Below are 25,694 nucleotides of genomic sequence, written 5' to 3' on the forward strand. Positions count from 1 at the left end.
CCGGCGTTTTCACGGCCTTTGTCCGGTCCCGCGCACGTTGAAGCCCAGCCCACCGAAACGCGTAGCCAGAACCACGCTAGGTGCGTAAAACGGCGCCGACCGTCTCGGCGGCGCGTCGCACCGCTGCATCGCGAGCCGCACTGGCGTCGTCTTCGGTCAGCGTGCGATCCGGCGCGCGGAAACGCAGTGCGAACGTCAGCGATTTGCGATCCTCGCCGATCTGCGGGCCGGTGAACACATCGAACAGCTGCAGGTCTTCCAGCAGTTCGCCCGCCCCCTCGCGAACGGCGTCCGCCACCGCCTGCGCGGGTACCTGCGTGGACACCACGAGGCTGACGTCCTGAAACACCGCCGGAAATGGCGATACCCGGGGCGCCGGCAACGCGCCGACGATGGGGATCGCGTCGAGATTCAACTCCATCGCGCAGGTGCCTTTGGGCAGGCCGGAGCGCTCGATCACGGCTGGATGCAGCTGACCCGCGTGACCGACGGTCGTTTCCCCGACGAGCACCCCGGCACACCGACCCGGATGCCACGGCAGGTATTGGGCCGCCCGCAGAGTCACGTCTATTCCACTGGCGCGCGCGACAATTCGGACCGCCTCGAACGCGTCGGGGGCTTCAACTCGGCGGCCGGGGCCCCAGGACCCTCGTGGCTCGCGCAGGCCGGTCAATACCGCGGCGACGTGCTGCGGTTGCCGGGGCAAGGACGCGTCGAGCATGGCGATCTCGGTATCGGTCGGCCGGCGGTGGACGGGGATGGGCTCGACGCCGCGAGTCTCTTCCGTCGGCTGGACCACCTGCGCCAAAGCGAACAGTGCCGCATCGACCAGACCGCGGGATACGTTGCGCCCCAACGCTTCCAGCAATGCGGGCAGCAGCGTGGTGGCCAGCTGAGGGCGGTCGGCTTCCAGCGGATTGAGCACGTGCGTCGTCGTGCGTCGCGGGTCGTCGGCCGGCAGTCCCCACAGGTCGAACACCCCGGCGGGCAAAAACGGGGTCGGCAGAACCTCGACGTAACCGGACTGGGCCAGCGACTTGCCGATCGCCCGGCGACGCTTCTGCACCGGCGTGAGCCCCCGGCCCGCCGGGGCCGATGGCAGCACCGAAGGGATGGCTTCCAGCCCCTCCAGCCGCAGCACCTCCTCGACGAGGTCGGCGGGCTGCAAGAGATCGGGTCGCCAACTCGGCGGCGTCACGATCAGGATGTCGTCGTTCTCGGCCACCGCCGCGCCGATTTGGGTCAGCCGCCTGGCGGTCGTACCTTGCGCATACGCCACTCCGGCCACGCGGTCCGGCAGGTCGGTGACGATCCGGATCCGTGGCAGCGACCAGTTGTCGCGCGGCGGATCGCCTCGCCAGTCGGTCAGCGCCGGAGACACCGCTCCCCCGGCGATGTCGGCGAGCAGGGCGGCACACCGGTCCAGCGCGGCCACCGAAATGGCCGGGTCCACCGCACGCTCATAGCGGCGGGCGGCCTCGCTGGGCAGGTGCAGCCTGCGCTGGGTGCGCGAAACCGCGGCCGGGTCCCACACCGCTGCCTCCAGCAGCACGTCGGTTGAATCCGCGCGCACCTCGGTGCTTGCCGCACCCATCACGCCGCCGATCGCCGCGGTCGCCACGTCATCGACGATGAGGACGTCACCCGGATCGAGCCGACGCTCAATGTCATCCAGGGTGACGACGGTCTCGCCGGGCTTGGCAAACCGCACGGCGAAGCCACCGGTGATGCGATTGCGGTCGTGGGCGTGCATCGGGTGGCCCAGTTCCAGCATCACGTAGTTGGTGACATCGACCGCCGGAGAGGTCGCGCGGATGCCGGCTAGCAGCAACCGACGCTGCAGCCACCACGGCGATACGGCAGCGGGGTCAATCCCGGTCACCGGGCGCAGCGCGAACCGGCGAACGCCCGTCTCGGCCTGCACCGTCAGCGGCCAGGCCTCTCCTTCAACCGGCAACGGCTTTACCTCGGCCGGGTCGACGAAGTCCAGGTCGTAGGCGCATGCGATCTCGCGGGCCACGCCACGCACCGACATGCAGTAGCCACGGTCGGGGGTGATTGCCAAGTTGAAGATCACGTCGTCTAGCCCCAGCACGCCGGCGCCGTCGGCTCCCGGTGCGGCGGTTCCGGGCGGTAGCACCAGGATCCCGGAATGGTCTGCACCCAAACCGAGTTCGGCCGCCGAGCAGATCATCCCGTCGGAATCGCGGCCGTAGGTCTTGCGGGCCGTGATCGCGAAGCCGCCAGGCAGCGTGGCGCCGGGTAGCGCCACTACAACCAGATCGCCGACCACGAAGTTTGTTGCGCCACAGATGATCTCGCGCTGCCGATCCCCGCCGACATCCACCAGGCAGGCCCGGATCGGTTTTTTGAATTCGGTGAGCTCTTCGATGGCGGCGACGCGCCCCACGGTCAGCGGGCCGTCGACCGGGCCGAGGGTGACGACCTCTTCGACCTCGTGGCCGATGCGCACCAGCGTCTGCTCGAGATCGCCGGGGGCGACATCCCAGCCCGGGGCGCCGGCCGCCACGACTTCGCGCAGCCAGCTGTATGGAATGCGCATCAGGCACCTACCCCGAACGGCAACGAGAACCGGACATCGCCCTCGACCATGTCGCGCATGTCGGGAATCCCGTTGCGGAACTGCAGCGTGCGTTCCAGACCCATGCCGAATGCGAAGCCCGAGTAAACTTCGGGGTCAATTCCCGCGGCCTGCAACACGTTTGGATGCACCATTCCGCAGCCGCCCCACTCTACCCAGTCGGCGCCGCCCTTCTTGTTGGCAAACCAGACGTCGACCTCGGCGGACGGTTCGGTGAACGGGAAGAAGTGTGGCCGGATCCGGGTGCGCGCGGAGGGGCCGAACTCGGCGCGCGCGAACGCGTCCAGCGTTCCTCGCAGGTGTGCCATGGACAGGCCGCGGTCCACCGCCAAGCCTTCGACCTGGTGGAAGACGGGCGTGTGGGTGGCGTCGAGCTCGTCGGTACGAAACGTGCGGCCGATCGAGATGATGTAGACGGGCAGCTCGTGCGCCAGCAGGGTGCGCACCTGGACCGGTGAGGTATGGGTGCGCAGCAGCTGCCGGGAATCCTCCGGCGCTATGTAAAAGGTGTCCTGCTCGCTGCGCGCCGGGTGATCGGCGGGGAAGTTGAGAGCATCGAAGTTGAACTGCTCGGTTTCGACCTCCGGTCCCTCCGCCAACTCCCAGCCCATCGCGATGAAGGTGTCGGCGATGTGCTCGGCCAATATCGTGATCGGGTGCCGGGCGCCGGGCGGCTGCCGAGTCGACGGCAGTGTGACGTCGATGCCTTCGGCGACGAGCACCGCCGCGTCGCGCTCGGCGCGCAGCGCGGCCAGCCGTTCGTCGTAGCTGCGTTGGGCCTCGCCGCGTGCGGTGTTGACCCGCTTGCCGGCATCGGCGCGCTCATCCTTGGGGACGGTGCCCAGCGCTTGTCGCGCCAGCGCCAACGGCGAACGGTCACCGAGTTGCTCGGTCTTGATGCGTGCCAGCGCGTCGAGATCGTCGGCGAGTGCGATCGCCTCCCGGGCGGCGTTGACCGCCTTCGCCAGGGCTTCCGGCGACAGGTCGACGGGTTGATCACCCACGCGGCGACACTCTCCTTGCTGACGAGCCTGTTCGGTTGCCCGCGTCGTCGCCGAACGGGGTTCGATTGCCCGGCTCCTGCTCGGTCCGATCAGCGGACCGCATCGTCGCCGAGCGGGCGAGGGGGCTCGCGCGCGGCACGGGTCGAGTGCCGATCATAAGGGATTCGGTGTATGCCGCTGGGCGCGCGCTTGCGCAGTTGCCCGGCGAGATGGTTAGCCGGCCAGGACCGGCTGCGGACCGGTCAGCGTGTCGGCATCCGCCAGCGGCAAAGCCGACAACGAACGGCGCGCTGTGACCAGTTGACCGATCTTGTAAGCCACCAACGCGCCGAGGACACCGAACACCGGCGCGGCGGCCATCGTCTCCCAGTGGTGGGCCAGCATGAGGAAGCCGAACCCCGAGGACGCCGCCAGCATCAGACGCCGGACCGGCGTCCAGTGGATCGGCTGCCGGAACCGGGAAGAGACCAGCACGCCCACGACCACGGCGACGGTGTGACCCGCATCGGTGAAATCGCCGCCGATGATCGCCGCAGCAAGGCCCGCCGACACCCACCAGCCGACCCAGGCCGCCCGCCAGCGCGAGGGAATCACCGCCGTCATCGCTCCGAGCACCGCGAGGGCGCCGTAGCTCATGCCGACGTCGCTGGCCCGGGTGACCGACCCCGGCAGCCAGCCGAACTCGACCGCGGCGGCAAGGGCGGCGGCCACCACCAGCGTCGCGCCGATATGGCCGGCGACAAACGCCACTACCAGGCGGACGGTGCGCAAATGCAACTCCGCGAGCGCGAGCAGGCAGGTCAGGAACGGCAGCCAGAAGTAGAGCGGACCGGCGTCGACGACCAGCGCGCTGCCCAACAGGGTTCCCAGGTGTCCGTGGGCCAGGTTGTGCAGGTTGGTGCTGGCGCGTTCGACGATGACGTCATGCGCGTGCGGTCCGAGCACCAGGATCGCGCAGCTGATGGCGAGCAGGACCGCCACGTAGCCCACCGTGAACTGGACCCGTGCGAGCCGGGAAAGGATGCCCCCAATCATTGACATCCATTATGGCTACGGAATTGTTTCGGCTGTGTCACTGGAGGTTGTTAGCTCTCTAACACTCTTGAGCCGGTATATCCCCAGGTCGGCGGGAATACCAGCGGTTTTGTGGGCGAACACGGGCTTGCGTACCCGTTTGGCGACGACTCCTAACGCGTCGAGTTCGCCCTGGGGTATCAGGTCCAACGTCGCGCTCGACACCATGATTCCGCCTTTGGTGGCGCGTTCCATGACGCGAGCGGCGACGTTGACGTCGACACCGAGCCAGTCCGCCGCCATCCGCTGCGGCCGGCCGGTGTGGATCCCGACTCGCATCCGCGGTCTGTAGCCCGCGACCTCGACCGATCGCAGCGCCTCCGTGGCGGCCAGCACCGCCCGCACGGCGACCGTCGGATTACGGAACACCGCCATGATTCCGTCGCCCATGCGTTTGACGATGTGCCCGCCGGCGTCGAGCAGCGGCGGCTCGACGGCTCGCGCCACCTGTCGCAGCAGGGCGAGCGCGGCCTCGTCACCGGCTTGCAGCGACCACGCAGAGAAGCCGACCAGGTCGGTGAAGACCAGCGTCACCTCCGGGTTTGCCGGCCGTCGGGAAACCGCTTCGGTCAGCGCCTGCCACACCTGCAGCACACCGAGGCTGACTTCGCGCGATGCCGCATCGCGATCCCCCAGCAGCCGGTCGGCGGCTCGCGCCGCGGCGCGGGGACCACCCTCGCCCGCGGTGGACAGCGGGTCGCCGAACTCCGGGTCGCCGGGCAGCATCCGCCGCGCGCGGCGGACGAACGCGATCACATCAGGGCTGTGATTCGTGGTGTGCAGCCACCGGGCGGGCGACCGCCTCCGTTGGTCGCGCGACGCCAGCGCAGTGAGCGTCTCTTCGGATTCGCCGGACTCCGAATCGCGTTGTCCAACGTCCACGTGGCAAGGGTAGGCGGTGTGGACGGGCGCGGCAGCCCCGGTCGCGGCCGAGCCTGGATGTTAAGGGGTGGGGTTGTAGCTCACATTGGGAACAAAGGGCACGGTGCTTCCTGGCCATGCGAGCTGCAAACCGTTGAAGTTGTACGCCAGATAGGTGGGTATGGGGCTTCCGGTTGCAAAATTCCCGAGCGCGTCGACCGTGACGAAACCAATCGGAGTGGTTTCCAGGATGTTCCCCACGAAAGTTCCGTCGGACAAGATGCCCACGGTCGCGTTTCCCCCCACCAACGTCGCGGAACCAAACAAGGTGTTTAGGTTTACGGCCACATTTCCGGTTAGCGCGAACCCGCCGCCGGTAAAGGAGACTTGGTTGAAGTTCGCCAAGAACCCAAAGGGTCCCAACGCGTAGTTAATACCACCAAGGCTGCCGGGAGTGGGAGTGACCGTCACAGCCGGATTGGCGGCGGCAGCCCCCCCGGTTCCAATCAGCGGATGGCCCAGCAACGCCTCGGCCGGCCCGTTCACCGCATTCGCCAACGTTTCCTGAGCATTAGTAACTTCGGCGCTCAGATACTGAGCGGCGCCACCATTCAACAAGTTCGTAAACTCGTCATGAAATGTCGCCGCCTTGGCACTGAGGGCCTGGAATTCTTGAGCGTGCGTACCAAAAAGTCCCGTGATCGCCGCCGACACCTCATCGGCGGCGGGGGCCACGACCGCAGTCGTTTGGCTCACCGCCGCCGCATTCGCGCTACGCAGCGCAGAGCCCAAGTTCTGCAAATTCCCACTCGCCGCCGCCACGATGTCCGGCGTGATGCTCAGCAACGACATAATGTCCTCCCCCCCTCGAACAGTCCGCGATACAAAACGCCGACACATCTGGCGACCGGCAAATCGTAACAACCAGCGATCGATTCCGCCCCGGAATCGATCTCAGACTTTTTTACCGACGTTCTCGGTAAACACGCTGATCACGCAGTTGCGGCGGCGCCGTGGAGACTCGGTAACACTGCCGCGCGCCATTTCGCGAAATCGTAGACAACGCGCGTTGTCAAAGTTATCGTGAGCGCAGTTAGGCGCATGGAGGCCGAGATGACTGCCAGTTCAACAACATCCGCCGATCCGCTCGGACCCAACTCGCTCACTTGGAAGTATTTCGGTGACCTCCGCACCGGGATGATGGGCGTGTGGATCGGCGCGATCCAGAACATGTATCCGGAACTCGGCGCGGGTGTCGAGGAGCATTCGATCCTGCTGCGCGAACCGTTGCAGCGGGTGGCGCGGTCGGTCTACCCGATCATGGGCGTGGTCTACGACGGTGACCGGGCGGCCCAGACCGGCCGGCAGATCAAGGGCTACCACCGCACCATCAAAGGTGTCGACGCCGAGGGGCGTCGCTATCACGCGCTGAATCCGGAGACCTTCTACTGGGCGCATGCCACGTTCTTCATGCTGGTTGTCAAGGTGGCCGAGTACTTCTGCGGAGGCTTGACCGAGTCCGAAAAGCGACAGCTGTTCGACGAGCACGTGCAGTGGTACCGGATGTACGGGATGAGCATGCGGCCGGTGCCCAATTCGTGGGGGGAATTCCAGGAGTACTGGGAACGCGTTGGCCGAGAGGAGCTCGAGATCAACCAGGCGACCCTGGACATCTTCAACATGCGGATCCCCAAGCCGAAGTTCATTCTCATGCCGACGCCGATCTGGGACCAATTGTTCAAGCCGCTGGTGGCCGGTCAGCGCTGGATCGCGGCGGGACTGTTCGAACCGGCCGTTCGGGAGAAGGCGGGTATGCGCTGGACACCGGGCGACGAGATATTGCTGCGGGTGTTCGGCAAGCTCGTCGAGCTGGCTTTCCTGGCGGTGCCCGACGAAATCCGACTGCACCCGCGCGCGCTGGCCGCCTACCGCCGCGCCGCAGGGCGGACTCCCGGCGACGCGCCGTTGATCGAGGCGCCGGCGTTCATGGCGCCGCCGCGTGACCGCCGCGGGCTGCCGATGCACTACTTCCCACCCCGGGGTTCCCCTCTCGACCCCGCCAAGTTCCTGATGGAGCGCGCGGGATCGCTGGTGCACACCACGCTCTCGATTACCGGTCTGCGCCCGGCGAGGGGCCGCGGCAAGAACGCCGCTTAAGAACGCTTCAGCACCCCGAGAGCCTGCGCGCTCTCGTACAGGCAGATCGCCGCGGCGGCGGCCACATTCAGGCTCTCGGCGCCACCGGACATCGGGATGCGCACCCGGTGGTCTGCCGCTTCCGCGATCTCAGCCGATAAGCCGTGCGATTCGGGCCCGAACAACCAGGCCGTCGGCGCACCGAGGTCCGCCTCGTCAAGGCGCGTCTTCCCATCCACCGTGGTGGCCAGCACCTGCAGCCCGGCGGCACGCAGCGCGATGACGGCGGCGCGGGCGTCGGGCGCGGCGACGACCGGAATCGAGAAAATGCTGCCGGCCGACGCGCGCAGACACTTGCCGTTGTACGGATCGACGCTATGCCCACCCAGGATCACCGCCCCCGCGCCCATGGCGTCGGCGACGCGAATCACCGTGCCCGCATTGCCGGGCTCACTGATCTCGACAGCGACCGCAACGAGCCGCGGCGAGCGCGCCAGCACATCCTCTAGCTGGATCGTCGGCATTTCGCAAACCGCTACCAACCCCGCCGGAGTGACCGTGTCGGACAGCGCTTTTGCCGCCCGCTCGGTTACCAGATTGACCGGAGCCTGCTGCCCGGCCAGCAGCGACCGATGCCGCTGCGCCGCGGATTCGGTGACGAATACGTCCCGGACCAGCCCACGTGCCGACGCGGCCTCGACCAGGTTGGGGCCTTCGGCGAGGAATCGGCCCGCCCGCCGACGGCCGACGTGACGATGCAATTTGACGGCCGCCGCCACCCGGGCTGAGCGTTCGCTGAGCACGGCCCTGGCTAGGCAGCCTCTCCAGAACCCGAGGGGGCGTTGACGTCTTCGGGCAGTGCCGCCCGGGCGACGTCGACGAGCGCGGTGAACGCCGCCGGATCGGTGATCGCGATGTCGGCGAGGTTCTTGCGGTCCACCTCGACACCCGCGGCCTTCAGGCCCTGGATCAGTCGGTTGTAGGTGATGTCGTTGGCGCGGGCGGCCGCGTTGATCCGCGAGATCCACAACTTGCGGAACTCACCCTTGCGCGCACGACGGTCGCGGTAGGCGTAGTTCAGTGAATGCAGCTGCTGCTCTTTGGCTTTGCGATAGAGCCGGGACCGCTGGCCGCGATAGCCCTTCGAGGCCTTCAGGACGCTGCGCCTCTTCTTGTGGGCGTTGACTGCCCGCTTCACGCGTGCCATGGATGTTCCTACTCTCGTTTTTCAGACGTAAATGGTCAGGTTGGGGCCGGCTCCTTGGGTTTGGATGGTCCGGCACTCGGTCGAATAGCGGTCAGCCGTTCAGCAGCGAGTTGACCCGCTTGGTGTCGTTGGCTGAAACCGTCGTGCGGCCGTCGAGCCGCCGGGTTCGTTTGGAGGGCTTGTGCTCGAGCAGATGCCGGCGATTGGCTTTCTCGCGGACGATCTTCCCGGTCCCCGTGCGCCGGAACCGCTTTGACGCCCCGCTGTGGGTTTTGGTCTTTGGCATGTTTCCCCTAGTTCTGTTAGTTCTGTTCTCGCTGTCAGGTCAGTTCGGTGAAGGCTCGGTGTCGCCGGCTGCATCGGCATCGTGTGCCGGGCCGGACCCCGGTCCTTCGGGGTGCCGCGCCCTGGCGCGAGTCTTCGCGCCGCGATGCGGTGCCAGCACCATCGTCATGTTGCGGCCGTCCTGCTTGGCGGACGTTTCGACGAATCCGTATTCGGCGACGTCGGCGCCCAGGCGCTGGAGCAATCGATAACCTAGCTCGGGCCGCGACTGCTCACGTCCGCGAAACATGATGGTGACCTTCACCTTCGATCCCGCCTCCAGGAAGCGGATTACGTGGCCCTTCTTGGTCTCGTAATCGTGATCGTCGATCTTTGGTCGCAGCTTTTGTTCTTTGACCACGGTCTGCTGCTGGTTTCGGCGGGATTCGCGCGCCTTTTGCGCCGCCTCGTATTTGAACTTGCCGTAGTCCATGATTTTGCAGACCGGCGGTCTGGCGTTCGGGGCAACTTCGACAAGGTCGAGATCGGCGTCCGCGGCGACGCGCAGTGCGTCTTCGATGCGCACTATGCCTACCTGCTCTCCCCCGGGGCCAATCAATCGGACTTCAGGTACGCGGATGCGCTCGTTGACGCGGGTCTCAGTGCTGATGGGGCCTCCCTTGTTGGGTTTCTGGGTCGTCCTGCAGTCGCGGCCAGTCTCCGGGCCCATCCGGAATCAGCGGTGGAAACACCACACCATCAGCAAAAAAGCCCTGCACAAGCAGGGCCCTATGCCGACCGATCGCGGCCCACAACTACTCGAGCCGCCCGCGCTACCCGCGGAACAGGCATACACAATGCCTGTAACCGGACCGCTGAGCCTTGGATAAGAATCTCGGCCAGCGGTGGGAGTGGGACTCCACTTAACTGTCCCCGGACTTCGCGGGGATGGTCGCAGTCAGTAGTTTAGCAGCCATGAGGTGTCTCCCTGCACTTCTGCGGCCAGGCGGGCGTTTGGCTTGCGTTACCCCAGTCCGACAAACCTGGATATTTGCTCGTCCTGACTCTTGGCGCTTCGCCAGGAATTTCACGGGTTGAGGGAATATCCTCGCGGTCTGTGACACTCGCAACTCCCCGTTCCGTGCCGAGCCGGACGAGCTCCCGGTACCGCTGGGTACCGGCGGCGGCCGGCTGGTTAGTCGGTGTCATCGCCACCCTGTCACTGCTCGCCAGCGTGTCACCGCTGATCCGGTGGTTGATCAAGGCCCCACGGGAATTCATCAACAACTACCTGTTCAACTTCCCCGACACCAGCATCGCGTGGTCGTTCGTACTGGCGTTGCTGGCCGCGGCTTTGACCGCGCGCAAACGCGTTGCCTGGCTGCTGCTGCTCGGCAACATGGTCCTGGCCGCCGGGTTGAACGCCGCCGATATCGCCGCGGGCGACAACACCGCAGCCGAGAACTTCGGAGAGAACCTCGGGTTCGCCGTACACATCGTCGCGGTCGTCCTGCTGGTCTTGGCCTATCGGGAGTTCTGGGCCAAGGTCCGCAAGGGCGCGCTGTTCAAAGCGGCCGCGGTGCTGGTCGTCGGGGACGTGATCGGAATCCTGGCGTCCTGGGGTCTGGTCGAGATGTTCCCCGGCACCCTGGCGCCGGATTCCCGCTTTTGGTACGTGGTCAACCGGGTGGTCGGGTTCTCCATCGTCGATCCCGAGGCGTTCACCGGCCGGCCGCATGTCTTGCTCAACGCGATCTTCGGGTTGTTCGGCGCGCTCGCGCTGATAGCGGCGGCGATCGTGCTGTTCCAGTCCCAGCGCGCCGACAACGCGCTGACCGGTGAGGACGAGTCCGCGATCCGCGGGCTGCTCGAGCTGTACGGGAAGAACGACTCCTTGGGCTACTTCGCCACCCGTCGCGACAAGTCGGTGGTTTTCGCGCACAGCGCCCGCGCCGCCATCACCTACCGGGTCGAAGTTGGCGTCTGCCTGGCCAGCGGTGACCCGGTGGGCGACCCACGGGCCTGGCCCCAGGCTATCGACGCGTGGTTGGGGTTGTGCCAAACCTACGGCTGGGCGCCCGGTGTGATGGGCGCCAGTTCGCAAGGGGCGCAGGCATATCGTGAGGCCGGCCTCAACGCCCTGGAGCTGGGTGACGAAGCAATTCTGCGAACGGCCGATTTCAAGCTGTCCGGTCCGGACATGCGCGGGGTACGCCAGGCGGTGACACGAGCCCGCAGAGCCGGGCTGACCGTGCGCATCCGGCGGCACCGCGACATCTCCGCCGAGGAAATGGCCGCCACCATTTCGCGCGCCGATGCCTGGCGCGACACGCAAAGCGAGCGCGGCTTTTCGATGGCACTGGGCCGGCTCGGTGATCCGGCTGACGGAGACTGCCTGCTGGTAGAAGCGATCGACCGCGACGGCCAAGTGGTTGCGATGCTGTCACTGGTCCCGTGGGGGAATACCGGGGTCTCCCTCGACTTGATGCGCCGGTCACCGCAGTCCCCCAACGGGACGATCGAACTCATGGTGAGCGAGCTGGCCCTCAACGCTGAAGCCCTTAGCATCATTCGCATTTCACTCAACTTTGCGATGTTCCGGTCCGCCTTCGAGCAGGGCGCCCAACTCGGCGCGGGTCCGATCGCACGGTTGTGGCGGGGACTGCTGCTGTTCTTCTCGCGGTGGTGGCAGCTCGAGACGCTCTACCGCTCGAACATGAAATACCAACCCGAATGGGTTCCGCGCTACGCCTGCTACGAGGACGCCCGGTTGATTCCCCGTGTCGGCGTCGCCTCGGTGATCGCGGAAGGTTTCCTCGTCTTGCCGTTCAGCCGGCGCGACAAGGTGCATACCGGCCACCACCCGGCGGTGCCACAAAGGCTTGCGGAGTCCGGACTGCTGCACCACGACGGGTCGGCGCCCGACGTGAGCGGACTGCAACAAGGAGCCGCCGCCGAGGCGGAGGAACCGCAGTCCCGCCTTCCCGAGCAGGTGCGGGTGCGCCTGACCAAGCTGAAATCCCTGCGGCGCAGTGGTATTGACGCCTACCCGGTGGGCTCTCCGCCCAGCCACACCATCGCCCAGGCGCTGGACGCAGACGACCAGGAACCCGTTTCGGTGGCCGGCCGGATACTGCGGATCCGCGACTTTGGTGGCGTGCTGTTTGCCCAGTTGCGAGACTGGTCGGCCGAAATGCAAGTGCTGCTGGACAATTCACGCCTGGAGCACGGCCGCATCGCCGATTTCACCGCGGCCATTGATCTCGGCGATCTGGTTGAGATGACCGGGCACATGGGCTTCAGCAAGCGCGGAACCCGCTCATTGATAGTGCGCGACTGGCGGATGACGGGTAAGTGCTTGCGGCCATTGCCGAACAAGTGGAAGGGGCTGACCGACCCCGAGCAGCGAGTGCGGACCCGCTACGTCGACCTGGCGGTCAATCCCGAGTCGCGTGAGCTGATCAAGGCGCGCAGCAACGTGTTGCGGTCGGTCAGGGAAACGCTGTTCGCGAAGGGCTTCATCGAGGTCGAGACCCCGATCTTGCAGCAGATCCACGGCGGCGCCACCGCCCGGCCATTCGTCACTCACATCAATACCTATGACATGGACCTGTTTTTGCGCATCGCGCCGGAGCTCTACCTGAAGCGGTTGTGCGTCGGCGGCGTGGAGCGGGTGTTCGAATTGGGCCGGGCCTTCCGAAATGAGGGTGTCGACTTCAGCCACAACCCGGAGTTCACCTTGCTGGAGGCCTACCAGGCGCATGCCGACTACAAGGTGTGGATCGACGGCAGCCGTGAGCTGATCCAAAACGCCGCCGAGGCCGCCCACGGCGAGCAGATCTTGTTGCGGCCCCGCACCGATGCCGACGGCCGCCTCGAACCGGTCGATATCTCCGGTGTCTGGCCAGTGAAGACCGTGTACGACGCTGTCTCCGAAGCGCTTGGGGAACACATCAACCCCGACACCTCCCTGGGCGCTCTGCGCAAACTGTCCAACGCCGCACGCATCGCGTATCGACCGCATTGGGATGCCGGCGCGGTGGTGCTCGAGCTGTACGAGCACCTGGTTGAGGACCACACCGAGCAACCGACCTTCTACATCGACTTTCCGCTCTCCGTGTCGCCGCTGACCCGGCCGCACCGCAGTCAACGCGGCGTCGCCGAGCGGTGGGACCTGGTGGCGTGGGGCGTCGAGCTGGGGACGGCTTATAGCGAGCTCACCGATCCGGTCGAGCAGCGGCGCCGTCTACAGGAACAGTCGCTGTTGGCCGCCGGCGGAGACCCCGAGGCGATGGAGCTCGACGAAGACTTCCTGCAAGCCATGGAATATGCGATGCCGCCCACGGGCGGGCTCGGCATGGGCATCGATCGGCTCGTCATGCTCATAACTGGCCGCAGCATCCGCGAGACACTGCCATTCCCGCTCGCCAAGCCGCATTAACCGAAGGCCAGGCGGGTTGAGGTGGTGCCGCCAGTGCTTTCCCTTGCGCGCGTTCGGCGTGCGATATTCGCCCGGCACTGCAGTGCGTGGAGCGCGTGGACGCGCTGATACCGGCGGCGGTCCCGACCGCGGTGCAGATGGCGCTCACGCTGGTGTACTGGGAGACACGCTGGCGCAGTAGCGTTGCGGCATGCCCGACGAACCAGGAAACACCCAACCCGACCCCGGGTACGACAGCGCCGGTGTGCCCACCTTCGAATCCGTCCGCGAGAAAATCGAAACCCGGTACACGACGGCACAGGGTGCGTCAGAACTCGACGCCGAGACCGCGGAGGGCCGCTCCGTCGAGGAGCAGTACGAAGAGCGTCAGCGTTCGGCGGCCGAGCGCTTGGCGCAGATCCGCGAGTCGATGCGCTCCGAAGAGGGTTGAGGGGCAGCGAAACTTGCACCACGGCGAACTTGCCCGGCGCGTCTTCGCCAACGTTTCAGTGTCGCGAGGACAGCAGCTCAGGCGCTGACTCGTCGCCGCTTGGCGCGCGGCGGCGCGCCGGCCGCCGAGCCGCCGACCACCTCGGCGAGGAATTTCCCGGTGTAGCTTTCCGGCACCGCGGCAACGTCCTCTGGAGTGCCTTGTGCGACAACGGTTCCGCCCTCGGCGCCACCCTCCGGCCCCATGTCGACGATCCAGTCCGATGTCTTGATCACGTCCAGGTTGTGTTCGATGACGATGACCGTGTTGCCTTTGTCGACTAGGCCACTGATGACGTCCAGCAGCTTGCGAATGTCGTCGAAATGCAGGCCGGTGGTGGGTTCGTCGAGGATGTAGATGGTCCGCCCGGTGGAGCGCTTCTGCAGTTCTGCGGCCAGCTTGACGCGCTGTGCCTCGCCGCCGGACAGCGTCGGCGCGGGCTGGCCGAGCCGCACGTAGCCCAGCCCGACGTCGACCAGCGTGCGCAGATAGCGGTGAATGCCGGTGATCGGCTCGAAGAACTCCGCAGCTTCCTCGATCGACATGTCCAGCACTTCGGAGATGGTCTTGCCCTTATAGTGCACTTCGAGGGTTTCGCGGTTGTAGCGAGCGCCATGGCAGACCTCGCACGGCACATATACGTCGGGCAGGAAGTTCATCTCGATCTTGATGGTGCCGTCACCCGTGCACGCCTCGCAGCGACCGCCCTTGACGTTGAACGAGAATCGGCCGGGTTGATACCCACGGACTTTGGCCTCGGTGGTGGCAGCGAACAGGGTGCGGATCTTGTCGAACACCCCGGTGTAGGTGGCCGGGTTGGATCGCGGCGTGCGGCCGATCGGCGATTGGTCGACCCGCACCAGCTTGTCCAGGTGGTCCAGCCCGGTGACCCGGGTATGGCGACCCGGGACTTGCCGAGCGCCGTTGAGCCGGTTGGCCAAAACCGCGGCCAGGATGTCGTTGACCAGAGTCGACTTACCGGAGCCGGACACACCGGTCACCGCGGTCAGCACGCCGAGCGGGAAAGAAACGTCGATCCCGCGCAGGTTGTGTTCGCGCGCCCCGACGACAGTGAGCTGACGCCGTCGGTCGACGGGGCGCCTGATCGCGGGGGTCTCGATGCTCTCCCTGCCCGACAGGTAGGCGCCGGTGATCGAGTCCTGATTAGCCAGCAGCGCGCTGTAAGTTCCGCTGTGCACGATCTGACCACCGTGCTCGCCGGCGCCCGGGCCGATGTCGACGATCCAGTCGGCGTGCTCGATGGTGTCCTCGTCGTGCTCCACAACGATCAGCGTGTTCCCCAAATCCCTTAACCGGGTGAGGGTTTCGATGAGGCGACGGTTGTCGCGCTGGTGCAGCCCGATGGACGGCTCGTCGAGCACGTAGAGCACACCCACCAAGCCGGACCCGATCTGGGTGGCCAGCCGGATGCGTTGGGCCTCACCGCCGGACAGCGTGGCCGCGGCGCGGGAAAGCGACAAATAATCCAGCCCGACATCGAGCAAAAAGCCCAGCCGCGACTGGATTTCCTTGAGCACCTGTCCGGCGATCGCCTGCTCCCGCGCACCCATGGTGAGCGCGTTCAGAAAATCCGAGCAGTCCGAAATCGACAGCTCACACACTTCGGCGATGGACTTCGCGCCGCGCTCCCCCGCGGCCAGCGTCACCGCCAGAATCTCCGGCTTGAGCCGGGTGCCCTCACACACCGGGCAGGGCACGTCACGCATGAAGCCCTCGTAGCGTTCCTTCATCTGCTCGGATTCGGTCTGCGCCATCTTGCGCTGCAGGAACGCCAGCACGCCTTCGAAGTCGGCGTAGTACGACCGGGTGCGGCCGTACCGGTTGCGGTACCGCACGTGCACCTGCTGATCGGATCCCTCGAGAATCGCCTTGCGGGCCTTGGGCGGCAGCTTGCGCCATGGCGTGTCGACATCGAATCCCAGCGCGTCACCGAGCCCGGCCATCATTCGGATGAAGTACTCCGCGGTGTGACCCGTCGACCACGGCGCCACCGCACCCTCGGCCAGCGTGCGATCCGGGTCGGGCACCACGAGGTCGGGGTCGACTTCCTTGCGGATGCCCAGGCCGACGCACTCGGGGCAGGCTCCGTAGGGCGAGTTGAACGAGAACGACCGCGGCTCCAGGTCGTCAACCGCCAGCGCATGTCCGTTGGGGCAGGCCAGCTTCTCGGAGAACCGTTGCTCGCGTGGACGGTCGTGCTCATGGGCCCGATCGTCGGGGAACTCCAGCACCACGATGCCGTCGGCCAGGTTCAGCGCGGTCTCCACCGAATCGGTGAGCCGCTGCTTGGCGGTGGCCTTGACGGTGAGGCGATCCACGACCACCTCGATGTCGTGCTTTTCCTGCTTCTTCAGCTTGGGCGGGTCGGTCAGCGGATGCACCACGCCGTCGACCCGTACCCGGCTGTAGCCCTGGGCGTTGAGCTTGTCGAACAGGTCGGCGAACTCGCCCTTGCGGGTGCGCACCACCGGCGCCAGCACCTGGAACCGGATGCCCTCCGGCATCGCCAGCACCTGGTCGACTATTTGCTGCGGGGTCTGGCGGGCGATCCGCTCGCCGCAGATCGGGCAGTGCGGTGTGCCCGCGCGCGCGTAGAGCAGCCGCAGGTAGTCGTAGACCTCGGTGATCGTCCCGACGGTCGATCGCGGGTTGCGGTTGGTCGATTTCTGGTCGATCGACACCGCCGGCGAGAGACCTTCGATGAAGTCGACGTCCGGCTTGTCCATCTGCCCCAGGAATTGGCGGGCGTAGGCCGACAGCGACTCCACGTAACGACGCTGTCCCTCGGCGAAGATGGTGTCGAACGCCAGCGACGACTTGCCCGACCCGGACAGCCCGGTGAACACGATCAACGAGTCGCGCGGCAGGTCGAGGTCGACGCCGCGCAGGTTGTGCTCACGGGCGCCTTTGACGATCAGGCGGTCAGCCACGCTGCCCCTCTCAGAAACTATCCGGCAACTCTCGCTTGCCTAAAGCAGTTATCGCGCACGGCGCATTCCATGCTATGTGCCCGTACCGACACGCAACCGGGGACCAGTAACGTGACCCGTATGACTGTCCCGTACGAGCCCAGCGACCACTACACCGGACACGTCGACCCTGGTACCGCAGCCCGCCGCACCCTACCCGGCGCCACGATCGTCAAGACGTCGGTGGGCCCGGTGGACAACAACGCCTACCTCGTGACCTGTTCGGCCACCGGAGAAACTCTGCTGATCGACGCCGCCAACGACGCCGATGTCCTCATCGACCTGATCCGGCGCCACGCCCCGAAGGTGTCGCTGATCGTGACCAGCCATCAGCACTTCGATCACTGGCAGGCCCTGGAAGCCGTGGCCGCAGCCACCGGCGCGCCCACCGCCGCCAATGAGATCGACGCCGGACCACTGCCGGTCAAACCGGACCGTTTGCTGGCGGGCGGCGACACCGTACAAGTCGGCGAGCTCAGCTTCGACGTCATCCACCTGCGCGGACACACTCCCGGATCGATTGCGCTGGCCCTCGACGGTCCCGCCACCGGCGGAGTCACGCAGTTGTTCACCGGCGACTGCCTGTTCCCGGGCGGTCTTGGGCGGACAACAAAGCCGGCAGAGTTCGACTCCCTCTTCCAAGACGTGAAGTCGAGGGTGTTCGACCGGTTCGGCGATGAGACCGTTGTCTACCCCGGCCACGGCGACGACACCACGTTGGGTGTCGAGCGTCCGCATCTCGAGGAGTGGCGCGAACGACGCTGGTGAGGCAGCGCGAAAAGTCCGGCGCGCTCCGATGACCCCGTAGTCACGATCGCGGAAAAACGGCGAGGCTAATGGCCCCGCCGGCAGGATGGCGATGCCCTAGCATCTCGAGTGACCGGCATCGTCATATTCTCTGGTCCGCGCACACGCACAACATTTGATCGGTAGGCCACGTTGACGTCCTCCACCGGTTTAAGCCGTTGGATTCCAACACCGCACCCTGCGGGTCACGGACGCCGGTTCTTGCATGTTGATTTACCCACACCCACGCGAGCCGCGAAAGCGGTTGGCCAGTTAAGTGATCGGCGACGGACATGGATTTTGCAGCGCTAGCGCCCGAGATCAACTCCGGGAGGATGTACACGGGAGCGGGGTCGGCGCCGATGTGGGCCGCCGCAGCGGCCTGGGACGCGTTGGGGGCGGAATTGAGTTCGGCGGCGGGCTCGTATAGGTCGGTGGTGTCGGGGCTGACTCGCGGGCCGTGGCTCGGTCCGGCGTCGGCGTCGATGGGGTCTGCGGCCGCCCCCTATATGGCGTGGATGAGCACCACCGCCGAGCAGGTTAAGCAGGCCGCTGATCAGGCCAGGGCGGCGGCATTGGCCTACGAGGCGGCATTCGCGGCGACGGTACCGCCGATGGTGATCGCGGAGAACCGGACGTTGTTGATGTCGTTGGTGGCGACGAACCTTCTCGGCCAGAACACCGCCGCGATCGCGACGACCGAGACGCAGTACGCCGAGATGTGGGCGCAGGATGCGACGACGATGTATGCCTATGCGAGTGGGTCGGCGGCCGCGTCCAGGTTGACGCCGTTCGCCGCACCGCCGCAGACCACCGACCCGGCCGGGGGTGGGCGCCCAGGCCGCCGCCGTCGGTCAGGCGACCGGCACGTCGGCCACGTTCAGCGCCAGCGCTCTGTCGCAGCTGATCTCCACGCTGCCCACCGTGCTACAAGGACTCGCGTCGGGGGCGTCCGCAGCAACAACAGCGGATTACCTGAATTTCGCGAGTGGCTGGACGTTTGTAGCCAGTGGGGTCTTGTTCATCCTCGGCCCGTTGCTGACGGGCCCGATAGCTGGGGCCCTGCCGGCCACGTCCCTTGGTTGGTCCGGGGCAGGACTGGGCGCGTCGGGCGCGGCGGGCCTCCTGAGTGCCGACGCGCCAGCCGCATCAGGGCTGTTCAGCATTGGGACGTCGACGGGCCTGGGCCGTACCCCGGTGTTGGCCAGCGCGGGCCGGGCAGCGTCCATCGGCGGGTTATCGGTGCCGCAGACCTGGGCCTCGGCGGCGCCGGCGACCACCCGTGCGGCCACGGCATTGCCGGCACCCACGCTGGTCGGCTTGCCGGAAGCGGAGCTGGACGGACTCGGACCCGGGGCGGGCGGGATGCTGCCGGGAAGCCTCATGGCCGCCGCGGCAGGCGGTGGCGGCGCGGCAGGCGGTGGCTGGGCCGCCACACGCGGGGCCGCGCAACGCGGAAGCGGTGCCGCGCAACCCGGCGGCGCGGCCGCGCAACCCGGCAGCGCGACAAGTCCCCGATACGGCCCGCCGCCTTCGGTGATACCGCAGGTGGCTCGCGAGGCGGGCCAGCCCCAGGGCACGCACGGCCAGGCGACGTGGCCGGATCAGCGTGCTCAAGGTGACGAGGGCCCGTTGAGCCAGAATCTGCGCGACGAGATCAACGATCTGCGCAGGCAGATCAGCGAGTTGGCGATGGAGCGCGATCTGCTCATGCGCTCCATGGCCCTGTGGGCCAGGGAATCGATGGGACAGTGAGCAAGCCCGGCCGTGCTGACTCCCGTTCAGACCCCGGCCGGTGGCAACCCTGAGTCAGCTCGTGGTGTGCACGATCAACACGTCGACGTTGGCCCGACGCGAGACGTTGGCTGGCACCGATCCCAGCAGCCGGCCCGCGATCGTGCTCAGACCGACGTTGCCGACGACCAGCAGATCGACTTTTTCGTCCTCGGCCAGCTTGACCAGGGCGTCGACCGGAGCGCCGACGATCGACCGCTCTTCCACGTTCTTGGCACCCGCCGCGTGCGCCCGTTCCTTGGCGTCCTGCAGAATCGCGTAAATCGGCGCGGTGCCCGACACCTTGTAGCTTTCCTGCCCCAGCGCATCGGCGGCCCGGGTGTCCTCATGCTGGGGCAGGTACGCCGACGCGATGATCAACTTGGCGTCGGCCCCGGCGATCTGCGCTGCGCGGTCCACCGCACGAAACGATGAAGCCGAGCCGTCGGTCCCCACCAGCACGGTCCGATAGGCACTCATTTACCCTCCCAGTTTCGGTTGGTCAGCCAACCAAAGACAGTATCGCGTTTGCCGGACGCGGAGGAGAAAGTTTAACGACACAGCGTGGCGCGCCGCGACCAGCATTTTGCGGGGCCACGCTGCGTCAACGAACAATATTCCGCGGCGAAAAGGCGATCCAACCGTCATGCTCAAGGTGGAAAGGGTTGCATTGCAGACCTTTTCGTGAAATGCAGGGAGTAATCCGGGCTGGCGCACCGCGGGTCCACCCTCGCATGCAGGACTTATGGTGAGCCGATTCATCTGGCGCACCCTACAGTGACAAGCACCATGTCCATGTTCACCCTTGAGCAGACCGCCGCGGACGTCGTCGCCGAGCCCGCGCCCACACGCCCGCGCGGCAGATTCCTCGACCCGTGGGCGATCGCCGTGCTGACCGCGGTTATCAGCGGCGCTTGGGCCGGTCGGCCTGCGTTCTGGTTCGACGAGAGCGCCACCATTTCGGCTTCCGCCAGCCGCACCCTGCCTGAGCTGTGGAAACTGCTCGGCAATATCGACGCCGTGCACGGCCTGCACTACCTGCTGATGCACGGCTGGTTCGCCATATTTCCCCCGACCGAATTCTGGTCGCGGGTTCCCAGCGTTCTGGCGGTGGCGGCAGCTGCCGCGGGCGTCACAGTGTTCACCAGGCGATTCTCGACACGCACGACCGCGGTGAGCGCAGGTGCCGTCTTCGCGATCCTGCCCCGCACCACCTGGGCGGGTATCGAAGCCCGCTCGTATGCTTTCGTGGTTGCCGCGGCCATCTGGCTGACCGTATTGCTCGTTGCCGCTGTCCGGCGCCATAGGCCCCGATTATGGGTGTCCTACGCGCTGGCATTCGCGCTGTCGATTTTGCTGAACCTCAACCTGATCCTGTTGATGCTGGTGCACGCGTCGATGCTGCCGCTCCTGGCGCCCAAAGAATCCCGCAAATCTCCCGCTATCTGGTGGGCAGTCAGCTCGGCCGTCGCCATCGGGATCACGACGCCGTTCATCGTGTTCGCCCATGCTCAGGTCGGGCAAATCAACTGGATCTATCCCGTCAGCTGGCATTACGCCTTCGACATCTTCCACCGGCAGTACTTCGACCACAGCGTTCCGTTCGCCATTCTCGCGGGCGTGCTCATCGTTGCGGCGGTCGTGGCCCGACTGATCGGCCTGCGAGCACCAGCGGGCGACATGCGCACCCTCTTGGTCATATGCACAGCCTGGATCGTCCTCCCCACCGGCCTCACGGTCATCTACTCGGCCATCAATGAACCGATCTACTACCCGCGCTACCTGATCTTCACCGTGCCCGCCGCGGCCATCGTTCTGGCGGTCTGCATCGTCACGCTCGCCCGCAAACCGTGGCCCATTGCCGGCGTCATAGCGCTCTTCGCCGTCGCCGCTTTTCCGGATTACTACTTCACACAACGCGGGCCGTACGCCAAAGAAGAGTGGGATTACAGCCAAGTGGCGGACCTGATCAGCTCCCATGCGTCACCCGGGGACTGTCTGATGGTGGACAACACCGCGCCCTGGAAGCCCGGTCCGATCCGCGCCCTGCTGGCCGCGCGGCCGGCGGCCTATCGGTCGCTGATCGACGTCGGGCGTGGCGCCTACGGACCCAAGGTGGGGTGGCTCTGGGATGGCCATGTCGCCGTGTGGCTGGTTACGGCGAAGATCAACAAATGCCCCGCCATCTGGACCATCACCAGCAAAGACAAGTCGCTGCCTGATCATCAAACCGGACAACCGTTGCCGCCGGGAGCGTTCGGGCGGGCCCCGGCATATCGATTCCCGGGCTACCTCGGCTTCCACATCGTCGAGCGTTGGCAATTTCACTTCTCGCAGGTTGTCAAGTCAACGCGGTAACGCGCGCGGGAGCTGGACACCTCACGCGTCGCGCCCCAAATCGTTATGGGGCATAGGCTTTCTGGGCGCCGCACGGTGGACTGGGCTCAGCGCTTGCCGCGCACCGCGCCGTAGGAAGAAATGACACCGACAGCGCTCAAAGCCGCGAACACCGTGAACAACCAACGGGCCGCCATCACGCCACCGCCCTCGACCGTGTTGACCACGACACCGGCCAGCCCGGCGCCGAATGCCGCGGAGATGAGCTGCACGGTGTTGATCGCCGCGGCCGCAGCGACCCCTTCGGCCGGGTCGTTGACGGATTCCATTGCGCGCACCGACAGATGGGGCCAGGCCATCCCGATCCCGATACCGGCCACCAGCAATCCCGACGCCCAGAGCGCGACAATCCCGACCGACGCGTTCTCGCGCTGGGAGAGCGCACCCAGCGCCAGGCCCGACGCGACCACCACCGGTGCGACCGCGATCACCCGCCCGATCGTTCGCGGGTTCTCCAGTGATGCGCTCACGATCTCGCTGACCGTCCAGCCGACCGCCAGCGCCGCACCCAGAAAACCGGCCGCCACCGGCGACAGATGTGCCAACCGTTGACCGAACAGGGGCACATAGGTGGTTACCATCGCGCCGACCATCAGTACGCCCATGGTCAGGTAGATCCACTTCAAGGGCCCACGACCAAATACGCTGGGCGGCAACACCGCTGCGTGCATCCGCCAGTCAACGACCACAAACAACCCGGCCAGCACAATGCCGGCGGCGAGCAGCCCAGCGGTCGCGGCTATGTTGTGCGGAATCTGGGCGACGCTGACGGCCAGCGCGGCAGCACCGATCAGCATCAGCGACCACACCGGCACCTTCATCGCGGGTGTGGCGGCGCTCGGGTCGACCCGGCCGGCGGGCAGTGCGATCGGTACCAGCATGGCCATCAGAGCTGTCAGAATCGCCATCGCGCCGAAGGCCCACCGCCACAGGCCAAACTGCGCGAACAGGCCACCCGTCGCGGGCCCCACCACGGTGGCGACGCCCCACATCGCCGACACCAGTGCTGCGGCCCGGGTCCACAGCGAGCGGGGCAGCGCAGCGTTGATGACCGCGTAGCCAAGGCCTGCCAGCAGGCCGCCGGCCACTCCTTGCAAAGCGCGTCCCGCTATCAGAATCCCCATGTCGGGAGCCGCCCCGCACACCAGGCTCGCGACGGCGAATACCGCCAGCCCCATCAGGTACGACGGACGCGGCCCGACGCGCATCAGCATCGGATTGACCATGGTCGCCGCGACCACCGAGCCGACGAGATACAGGGTGGTCACCCATGCGTAGAGTCGGCCGCCGCCGATCTCTGCGACCGTGTTCGGGAGCAGGCTGCTGGTCAGAAACTCGTTGGTGGCGTACAACCCGACGCCGCCGGCCAGCACCACGGACGTCCCCAAGTGCTTGGCGCCCAGCAGCTCCCGCCAGCTGCCGGTGATGCTGGCCGTGTGCATCACTTCAGGCCGGCGGCGTCCATCCCGCGCAGTTCCTTCTTGAGGTCGGCGATCTCGTCGCGGAACCGCGCGGCCAGCTCGAACTGCAAATCCCGCGCGGCGGCCATCATCTGCGCGGTGAGGTCTTTGATGAGGTCGGCCAGTTCGGCGCGCGGCATGTTGGCGGTGTCGCGACCCTCGAACACACCGGCACTGACTGCGCGGCCGGGCTCGCCCTGGGCACGTCGGCCCCGGGACACGTTGCGGCCCGATCCGCCGATCTCCACCGCTTCCGTGTCGTCGGCCTCGCGATAGACCTTGTCGAGAATGTCGGCGATCTTCTTGCGCAGCGGCTGCGGGTCGATGCCGTTGGCCTCGTTGTAGGCGATCTGCTTGGCCCGTCGCCGTTCGGTCTCGTCGATGGCCTCCTTCATGGAGTCGGTCATCGAGTCGGCGTACATGTGCACTTCGCCGGAGACGTTGCGGGCGGCGCGGCCGATGGTCTGGATCAGGCTTCGCGACGACCTAAGGAAGCCCTCCTTGTCGGCGTCGAGGATCGCCACCAACGACACCTCGGGCAGGTCCAGGCCCTCCCGCAGCAGGTTGATGCCGACCAGCACGTCGTAGTCGCCGAGCCGCAGCTGGCGCAGCAGTTCCACCCGGCGCAACGTGTCGACCTCGGAGTGCAGGTAGCGCACCCGGATGCCCATCTCCAGCAAGTAGTCGGTCAGGTCCTCGGCCATCTTCTTCGTCAGCGTCGTCACCAGTACCCGCTGGTCGGCTTCGGCGCGTTTGCGGATCTCGCCGATCAGGTCGTCGATCTGCCCCTTGGTCGGCTTGACCACCACCTTCGGGTCCACCAGGCCGGTGGGCCGGATCACCTGCTCGACGAACTCACCGCTGGACTGGCTGAGCTCGTAGGGCCCCGGGGTGGCCGACAGGTACACCGTCTGCCCGATCCGGTCGGCGAACTCCTCCCAGGTCAGCGGGCGGTTGTCGACCGCCGACGGCAACCGGAACCCATAGTCGACGAGATTGCGCTTGCGGGACATGTCGCCCTCGTACATGCCGCCGATCTGCGGAACGGTGACGTGCGACTCGTCGATGACGAGCAGGAAATCCTCCGGGAAGTAGTCCAGCAGGGTCGCCGGCGGCGAGCCCGGGCCCCTGCCGTCGATGTGGCGGGAGTAATTCTCGATACCCGAACAGAACCCGACCTGGCGCATCATCTCGATGTCGTAGTTGGTGCGCATCCGCAGTCGCTGGGCCTCCAGCAGCTTGCCCTGGCTCTCGAATTCGGCGAGCCGCTCGGCGAGCTCCTCCTCGATGGTGGAGATCGCGTGCGCCATCCGCTCGGGGCCCGCCACGTAGTGGGTGGCGGGGAAGATCCGCAGTGAGTCGACCTGGCGGATGACCTCGCCGGTCAGCGGGTGCAGGTAGTACAACGCCTCGATCTCGTCGCCGAAGAACTCGATGCGAATCGCCAGCTCTTCGTAGGACGGGATGATCTCCACGGTGTCGCCGCGCACCCGGAACGAGCCGCGGGTAAAGGACAGGTCGTTGCGGCTGTACTGGACGTCGACCAGCAGCCGCAGCAGCCCGTCCCGCGGCACCTCGCTACCCACCCGCAGTTCGACGGAGCGGTCCAGGTAGGACTGCGGCGTGCCCAGGCCGTAGATGCATGACACCGAGGCCACCACCACCACATCTCGGCGCGACAGCAGCGACGACGTCGCAGAGTGCCGCAGCCGCTCCACGTCGTCGTTGATGGAGCTGTCCTTCTCGATGTAGGTGTCGGTCTGCGCGATGTACGCCTCCGGCTGGTAGTAGTCATAGTACGACACGAAGTACTCGACTGCGTTGTGCGGCAACATCTCTCGCAGCTCGTTGGCCAACTGGGCGGCCAGTGTCTTGTTGGGCGCCATCACCAGCGTCGGCCGTTGCAGCCGCTCGATGAGCCAGGCGGTGGTGGCCGACTTCCCGGTGCCGGTGGCACCGAGCAGCACCACGTCGCGCTCCCCCGCCAGAATCCGCCGCTCCAGGTCGTCGATGGCGGCCGGCTGGTCGCCGGCCGGAGCGTGCGGGCTGACCACCTCGAAACGCGCACCGGAGCGCACGATCTCCTCGACGGCGCGGTATTCGGAATGCGCGACTACCGGATGCTCGGTGGCGAAGGCCATGTCACCAGGGTAATGGGAGGCACCGACAAGCTCTCGCGCTCGAGCGCGCGCAGGATGACACGCCACGCGGTGTGTCGTCGTGCAGACAC

18 protein-coding genes and 1 pseudogene are annotated in these 25,694 nt (G+C 66.5%); 6 read left to right on the plus strand and 13 right to left on the minus strand.

Going from position 1 to position 25,694, the window contains the following annotated elements; genetic code table 11:
* Window positions 1-76: 76 nt before the first annotated feature.
* The 5 genes from pheT to ACLP4W_RS14470 all read right to left on the minus strand — a co-directional run bounded on the left by pheT (window position 77) and on the right by ACLP4W_RS14470 (window position 6,393).
* Entirely contained in the window at window positions 77-2,563 is a 2,487-nt protein-coding gene (pheT, locus tag ACLP4W_RS14450) for a phenylalanine--tRNA ligase subunit beta (RefSeq protein ID WP_442386969.1), read from the minus strand.
* Window positions 2,563-3,606 (minus strand): phenylalanine--tRNA ligase subunit alpha, encoded by a 1,044-nt coding sequence (pheS, locus tag ACLP4W_RS14455; RefSeq protein WP_442386971.1) that lies wholly within the window; start codon window positions 3,604-3,606, stop codon window positions 2,563-2,565. The genes pheT and pheS overlap by 1 nt, the downstream gene beginning before the upstream one ends.
* Before the next feature lie 213 nt (window positions 3,607-3,819).
* Window positions 3,820-4,641 carry a rhomboid-like protein gene (locus tag ACLP4W_RS14460; protein ID WP_442387009.1) on the minus strand — a complete coding sequence of 274 codons (822 nt, stop codon included), beginning with the start codon at window positions 4,639-4,641 and terminating at the stop codon, window positions 3,820-3,822.
* Window positions 4,642-4,656: 15 nt separating this feature from the next.
* Entirely contained in the window at window positions 4,657-5,505 is an 849-nt protein-coding gene (locus ACLP4W_RS14465) for an adenylate/guanylate cyclase domain-containing protein (RefSeq protein ID WP_442387011.1), read from the minus strand.
* 117 nt (window positions 5,506-5,622) lie between these two features.
* Window positions 5,623-6,393 (minus strand): PE family protein, encoded by a 771-nt coding sequence (locus ACLP4W_RS14470; RefSeq protein ID WP_442386973.1) that lies wholly within the window; start codon window positions 6,391-6,393, stop codon window positions 5,623-5,625.
* Between the two features lie 261 nt (window positions 6,394-6,654).
* Here ACLP4W_RS14470 and ACLP4W_RS14475 point away from each other — a divergent pair, with 261 nt between their 5' ends.
* Window positions 6,655-7,698, plus strand: coding sequence for an oxygenase MpaB family protein (locus ACLP4W_RS14475; protein ID WP_442386975.1), 1,044 nt, complete (start codon window positions 6,655-6,657; stop codon window positions 7,696-7,698).
* Here the strand turns inward: ACLP4W_RS14475 and ACLP4W_RS14480 are convergent.
* From ACLP4W_RS14480 to infC, 4 genes are all read right to left on the minus strand, one after another.
* Complete coding sequence (locus ACLP4W_RS14480) at window positions 7,695-8,480, minus strand: TrmH family RNA methyltransferase (protein WP_442386977.1); 786 nt, start codon at window positions 8,478-8,480, stop codon at window positions 7,695-7,697. The two genes, ACLP4W_RS14475 and ACLP4W_RS14480, sit on opposite strands and share 4 nt — an antisense overlap.
* A gap of 8 nt (window positions 8,481-8,488) precedes the next feature.
* Window positions 8,489-8,884, minus strand: a complete 396-nt coding sequence (rplT, locus tag ACLP4W_RS14485) for a 50S ribosomal protein L20 (protein ID WP_442386979.1) — start codon at window positions 8,882-8,884, stop codon at window positions 8,489-8,491.
* Window positions 8,885-8,975: 91 nt separating this feature from the next.
* Entirely contained in the window at window positions 8,976-9,170 is a 195-nt protein-coding gene (rpmI, locus tag ACLP4W_RS14490; RefSeq protein WP_442386981.1) for a 50S ribosomal protein L35, read from the minus strand.
* Window positions 9,171-9,209: 39 nt separating this feature from the next.
* Window positions 9,210-9,818 (minus strand): translation initiation factor IF-3, encoded by a 609-nt coding sequence (gene infC, locus ACLP4W_RS14495; RefSeq protein ID WP_442387013.1) that lies wholly within the window; start codon window positions 9,816-9,818, stop codon window positions 9,210-9,212.
* A gap of 447 nt (window positions 9,819-10,265) precedes the next feature.
* Here infC and lysX point away from each other — a divergent pair, with 447 nt between their 5' ends.
* Window positions 10,266-13,589: a bifunctional lysylphosphatidylglycerol synthetase/lysine--tRNA ligase LysX gene (gene lysX / locus ACLP4W_RS14500; RefSeq protein ID WP_442386983.1), complete on the plus strand. Its 3,324-nt coding sequence runs from the start codon at window positions 10,266-10,268 to the stop codon at window positions 13,587-13,589.
* A gap of 190 nt (window positions 13,590-13,779) precedes the next feature.
* The gene (locus ACLP4W_RS14505) at window positions 13,780-14,019 is read left to right on the plus strand and encodes a hypothetical protein (protein WP_442386985.1); all 240 of its coding nucleotides are present in this window, start codon (window positions 13,780-13,782) and stop codon (window positions 14,017-14,019) included.
* A 77-nt stretch (window positions 14,020-14,096) separates the two neighbouring features.
* Here the strand turns inward: ACLP4W_RS14505 and uvrA are convergent, their stop codons facing one another.
* Window positions 14,097-17,009, minus strand: a complete 2,913-nt coding sequence (gene uvrA / locus ACLP4W_RS14510; RefSeq protein ID WP_442386987.1) for an excinuclease ABC subunit UvrA — start codon at window positions 17,007-17,009, stop codon at window positions 14,097-14,099.
* A gap of 120 nt (window positions 17,010-17,129) precedes the next feature.
* On the opposite strand from uvrA, the gene ACLP4W_RS14515 reads away from it, so the two are divergent.
* Window positions 17,130-17,816: an MBL fold metallo-hydrolase gene (locus tag ACLP4W_RS14515; RefSeq protein ID WP_442386989.1), complete on the plus strand. Its 687-nt coding sequence runs from the start codon at window positions 17,130-17,132 to the stop codon at window positions 17,814-17,816.
* A 311-nt stretch (window positions 17,817-18,127) separates the two neighbouring features.
* Window positions 18,128-19,208: pseudogene (locus ACLP4W_RS14520) on the plus strand (PPE family protein); the annotation flags it as partial.
* Window positions 19,209-19,643: 435 nt separating this feature from the next.
* Here the strand turns inward: ACLP4W_RS14520 and ACLP4W_RS14525 are convergent.
* Window positions 19,644-20,087: a universal stress protein gene (locus ACLP4W_RS14525; protein WP_442386991.1), complete on the minus strand. Its 444-nt coding sequence runs from the start codon at window positions 20,085-20,087 to the stop codon at window positions 19,644-19,646.
* 309 nt (window positions 20,088-20,396) lie between these two features.
* On the opposite strand from ACLP4W_RS14525, the gene ACLP4W_RS14530 reads away from it, so the two are divergent.
* Window positions 20,397-21,965: a glycosyltransferase family 39 protein gene (locus tag ACLP4W_RS14530; RefSeq protein ID WP_442386993.1), complete on the plus strand. Its 1,569-nt coding sequence runs from the start codon at window positions 20,397-20,399 to the stop codon at window positions 21,963-21,965.
* Window positions 21,966-22,051: 86 nt separating this feature from the next.
* Here the strand turns inward: ACLP4W_RS14530 and ACLP4W_RS14535 are convergent, their stop codons facing one another.
* Window positions 22,052-23,449, minus strand: coding sequence for an MFS transporter (locus tag ACLP4W_RS14535; RefSeq protein ID WP_442386995.1), 1,398 nt, complete (start codon window positions 23,447-23,449; stop codon window positions 22,052-22,054).
* A complete protein-coding gene (uvrB, locus tag ACLP4W_RS14540) occupies window positions 23,446-25,605 on the minus strand; it encodes an excinuclease ABC subunit UvrB (RefSeq protein WP_442386997.1) in 2,160 nt (719 codons plus the stop codon). The genes ACLP4W_RS14535 and uvrB overlap by 4 nt, the downstream gene beginning before the upstream one ends.
* Between the last annotated feature and the right edge of the window lie 89 nt (window positions 25,606-25,694).

It is taken from the genome of Mycobacterium sp., assembly GCF_052145595.1.
In the GTDB taxonomy this organism is placed as follows: domain Bacteria; phylum Actinomycetota; class Actinomycetes; order Mycobacteriales; family Mycobacteriaceae; genus Mycobacterium.

Bases quoted from the DNA above. Each gene is read 5' to 3' on its own strand.
- pheT (WP_442386969.1), bottom strand. From the start codon at position 2,563: ATGCGCATTCCATACAGCTGGCTGCGCGAAGTCGTGGCGGCCGGCGCC.
- ACLP4W_RS14460 (WP_442387009.1), bottom strand. From the start codon at position 4,641: ATGATTGGGGGCATCCTTTCCCGGCTCGCACGGGTCCAGTTCACGGTG.
- ACLP4W_RS14470 (WP_442386973.1), bottom strand. From the start codon at position 6,393: ATGTCGTTGCTGAGCATCACGCCGGACATCGTGGCGGCGGCGAGTGGG.
- ACLP4W_RS14475 (WP_442386975.1), top strand. From the start codon at position 6,655: ATGACTGCCAGTTCAACAACATCCGCCGATCCGCTCGGACCCAACTCG.
- rplT (WP_442386979.1), bottom strand. From the start codon at position 8,884: ATGGCACGCGTGAAGCGGGCAGTCAACGCCCACAAGAAGAGGCGCAGC.
- rpmI (WP_442386981.1), bottom strand. From the start codon at position 9,170: ATGCCAAAGACCAAAACCCACAGCGGGGCGTCAAAGCGGTTCCGGCGC.
- ACLP4W_RS14505 (WP_442386985.1), top strand. From the start codon at position 13,780: ATGCCCGACGAACCAGGAAACACCCAACCCGACCCCGGGTACGACAGC.
- ACLP4W_RS14515 (WP_442386989.1), top strand. From the start codon at position 17,130: ATGACTGTCCCGTACGAGCCCAGCGACCACTACACCGGACACGTCGAC.
- ACLP4W_RS14525 (WP_442386991.1), bottom strand. From the start codon at position 20,087: ATGAGTGCCTATCGGACCGTGCTGGTGGGGACCGACGGCTCGGCTTCA.
- ACLP4W_RS14530 (WP_442386993.1), top strand. From the start codon at position 20,397: ATGTCCATGTTCACCCTTGAGCAGACCGCCGCGGACGTCGTCGCCGAG.
- uvrB (WP_442386997.1), bottom strand. From the start codon at position 25,605: ATGGCCTTCGCCACCGAGCATCCGGTAGTCGCGCATTCCGAATACCGC.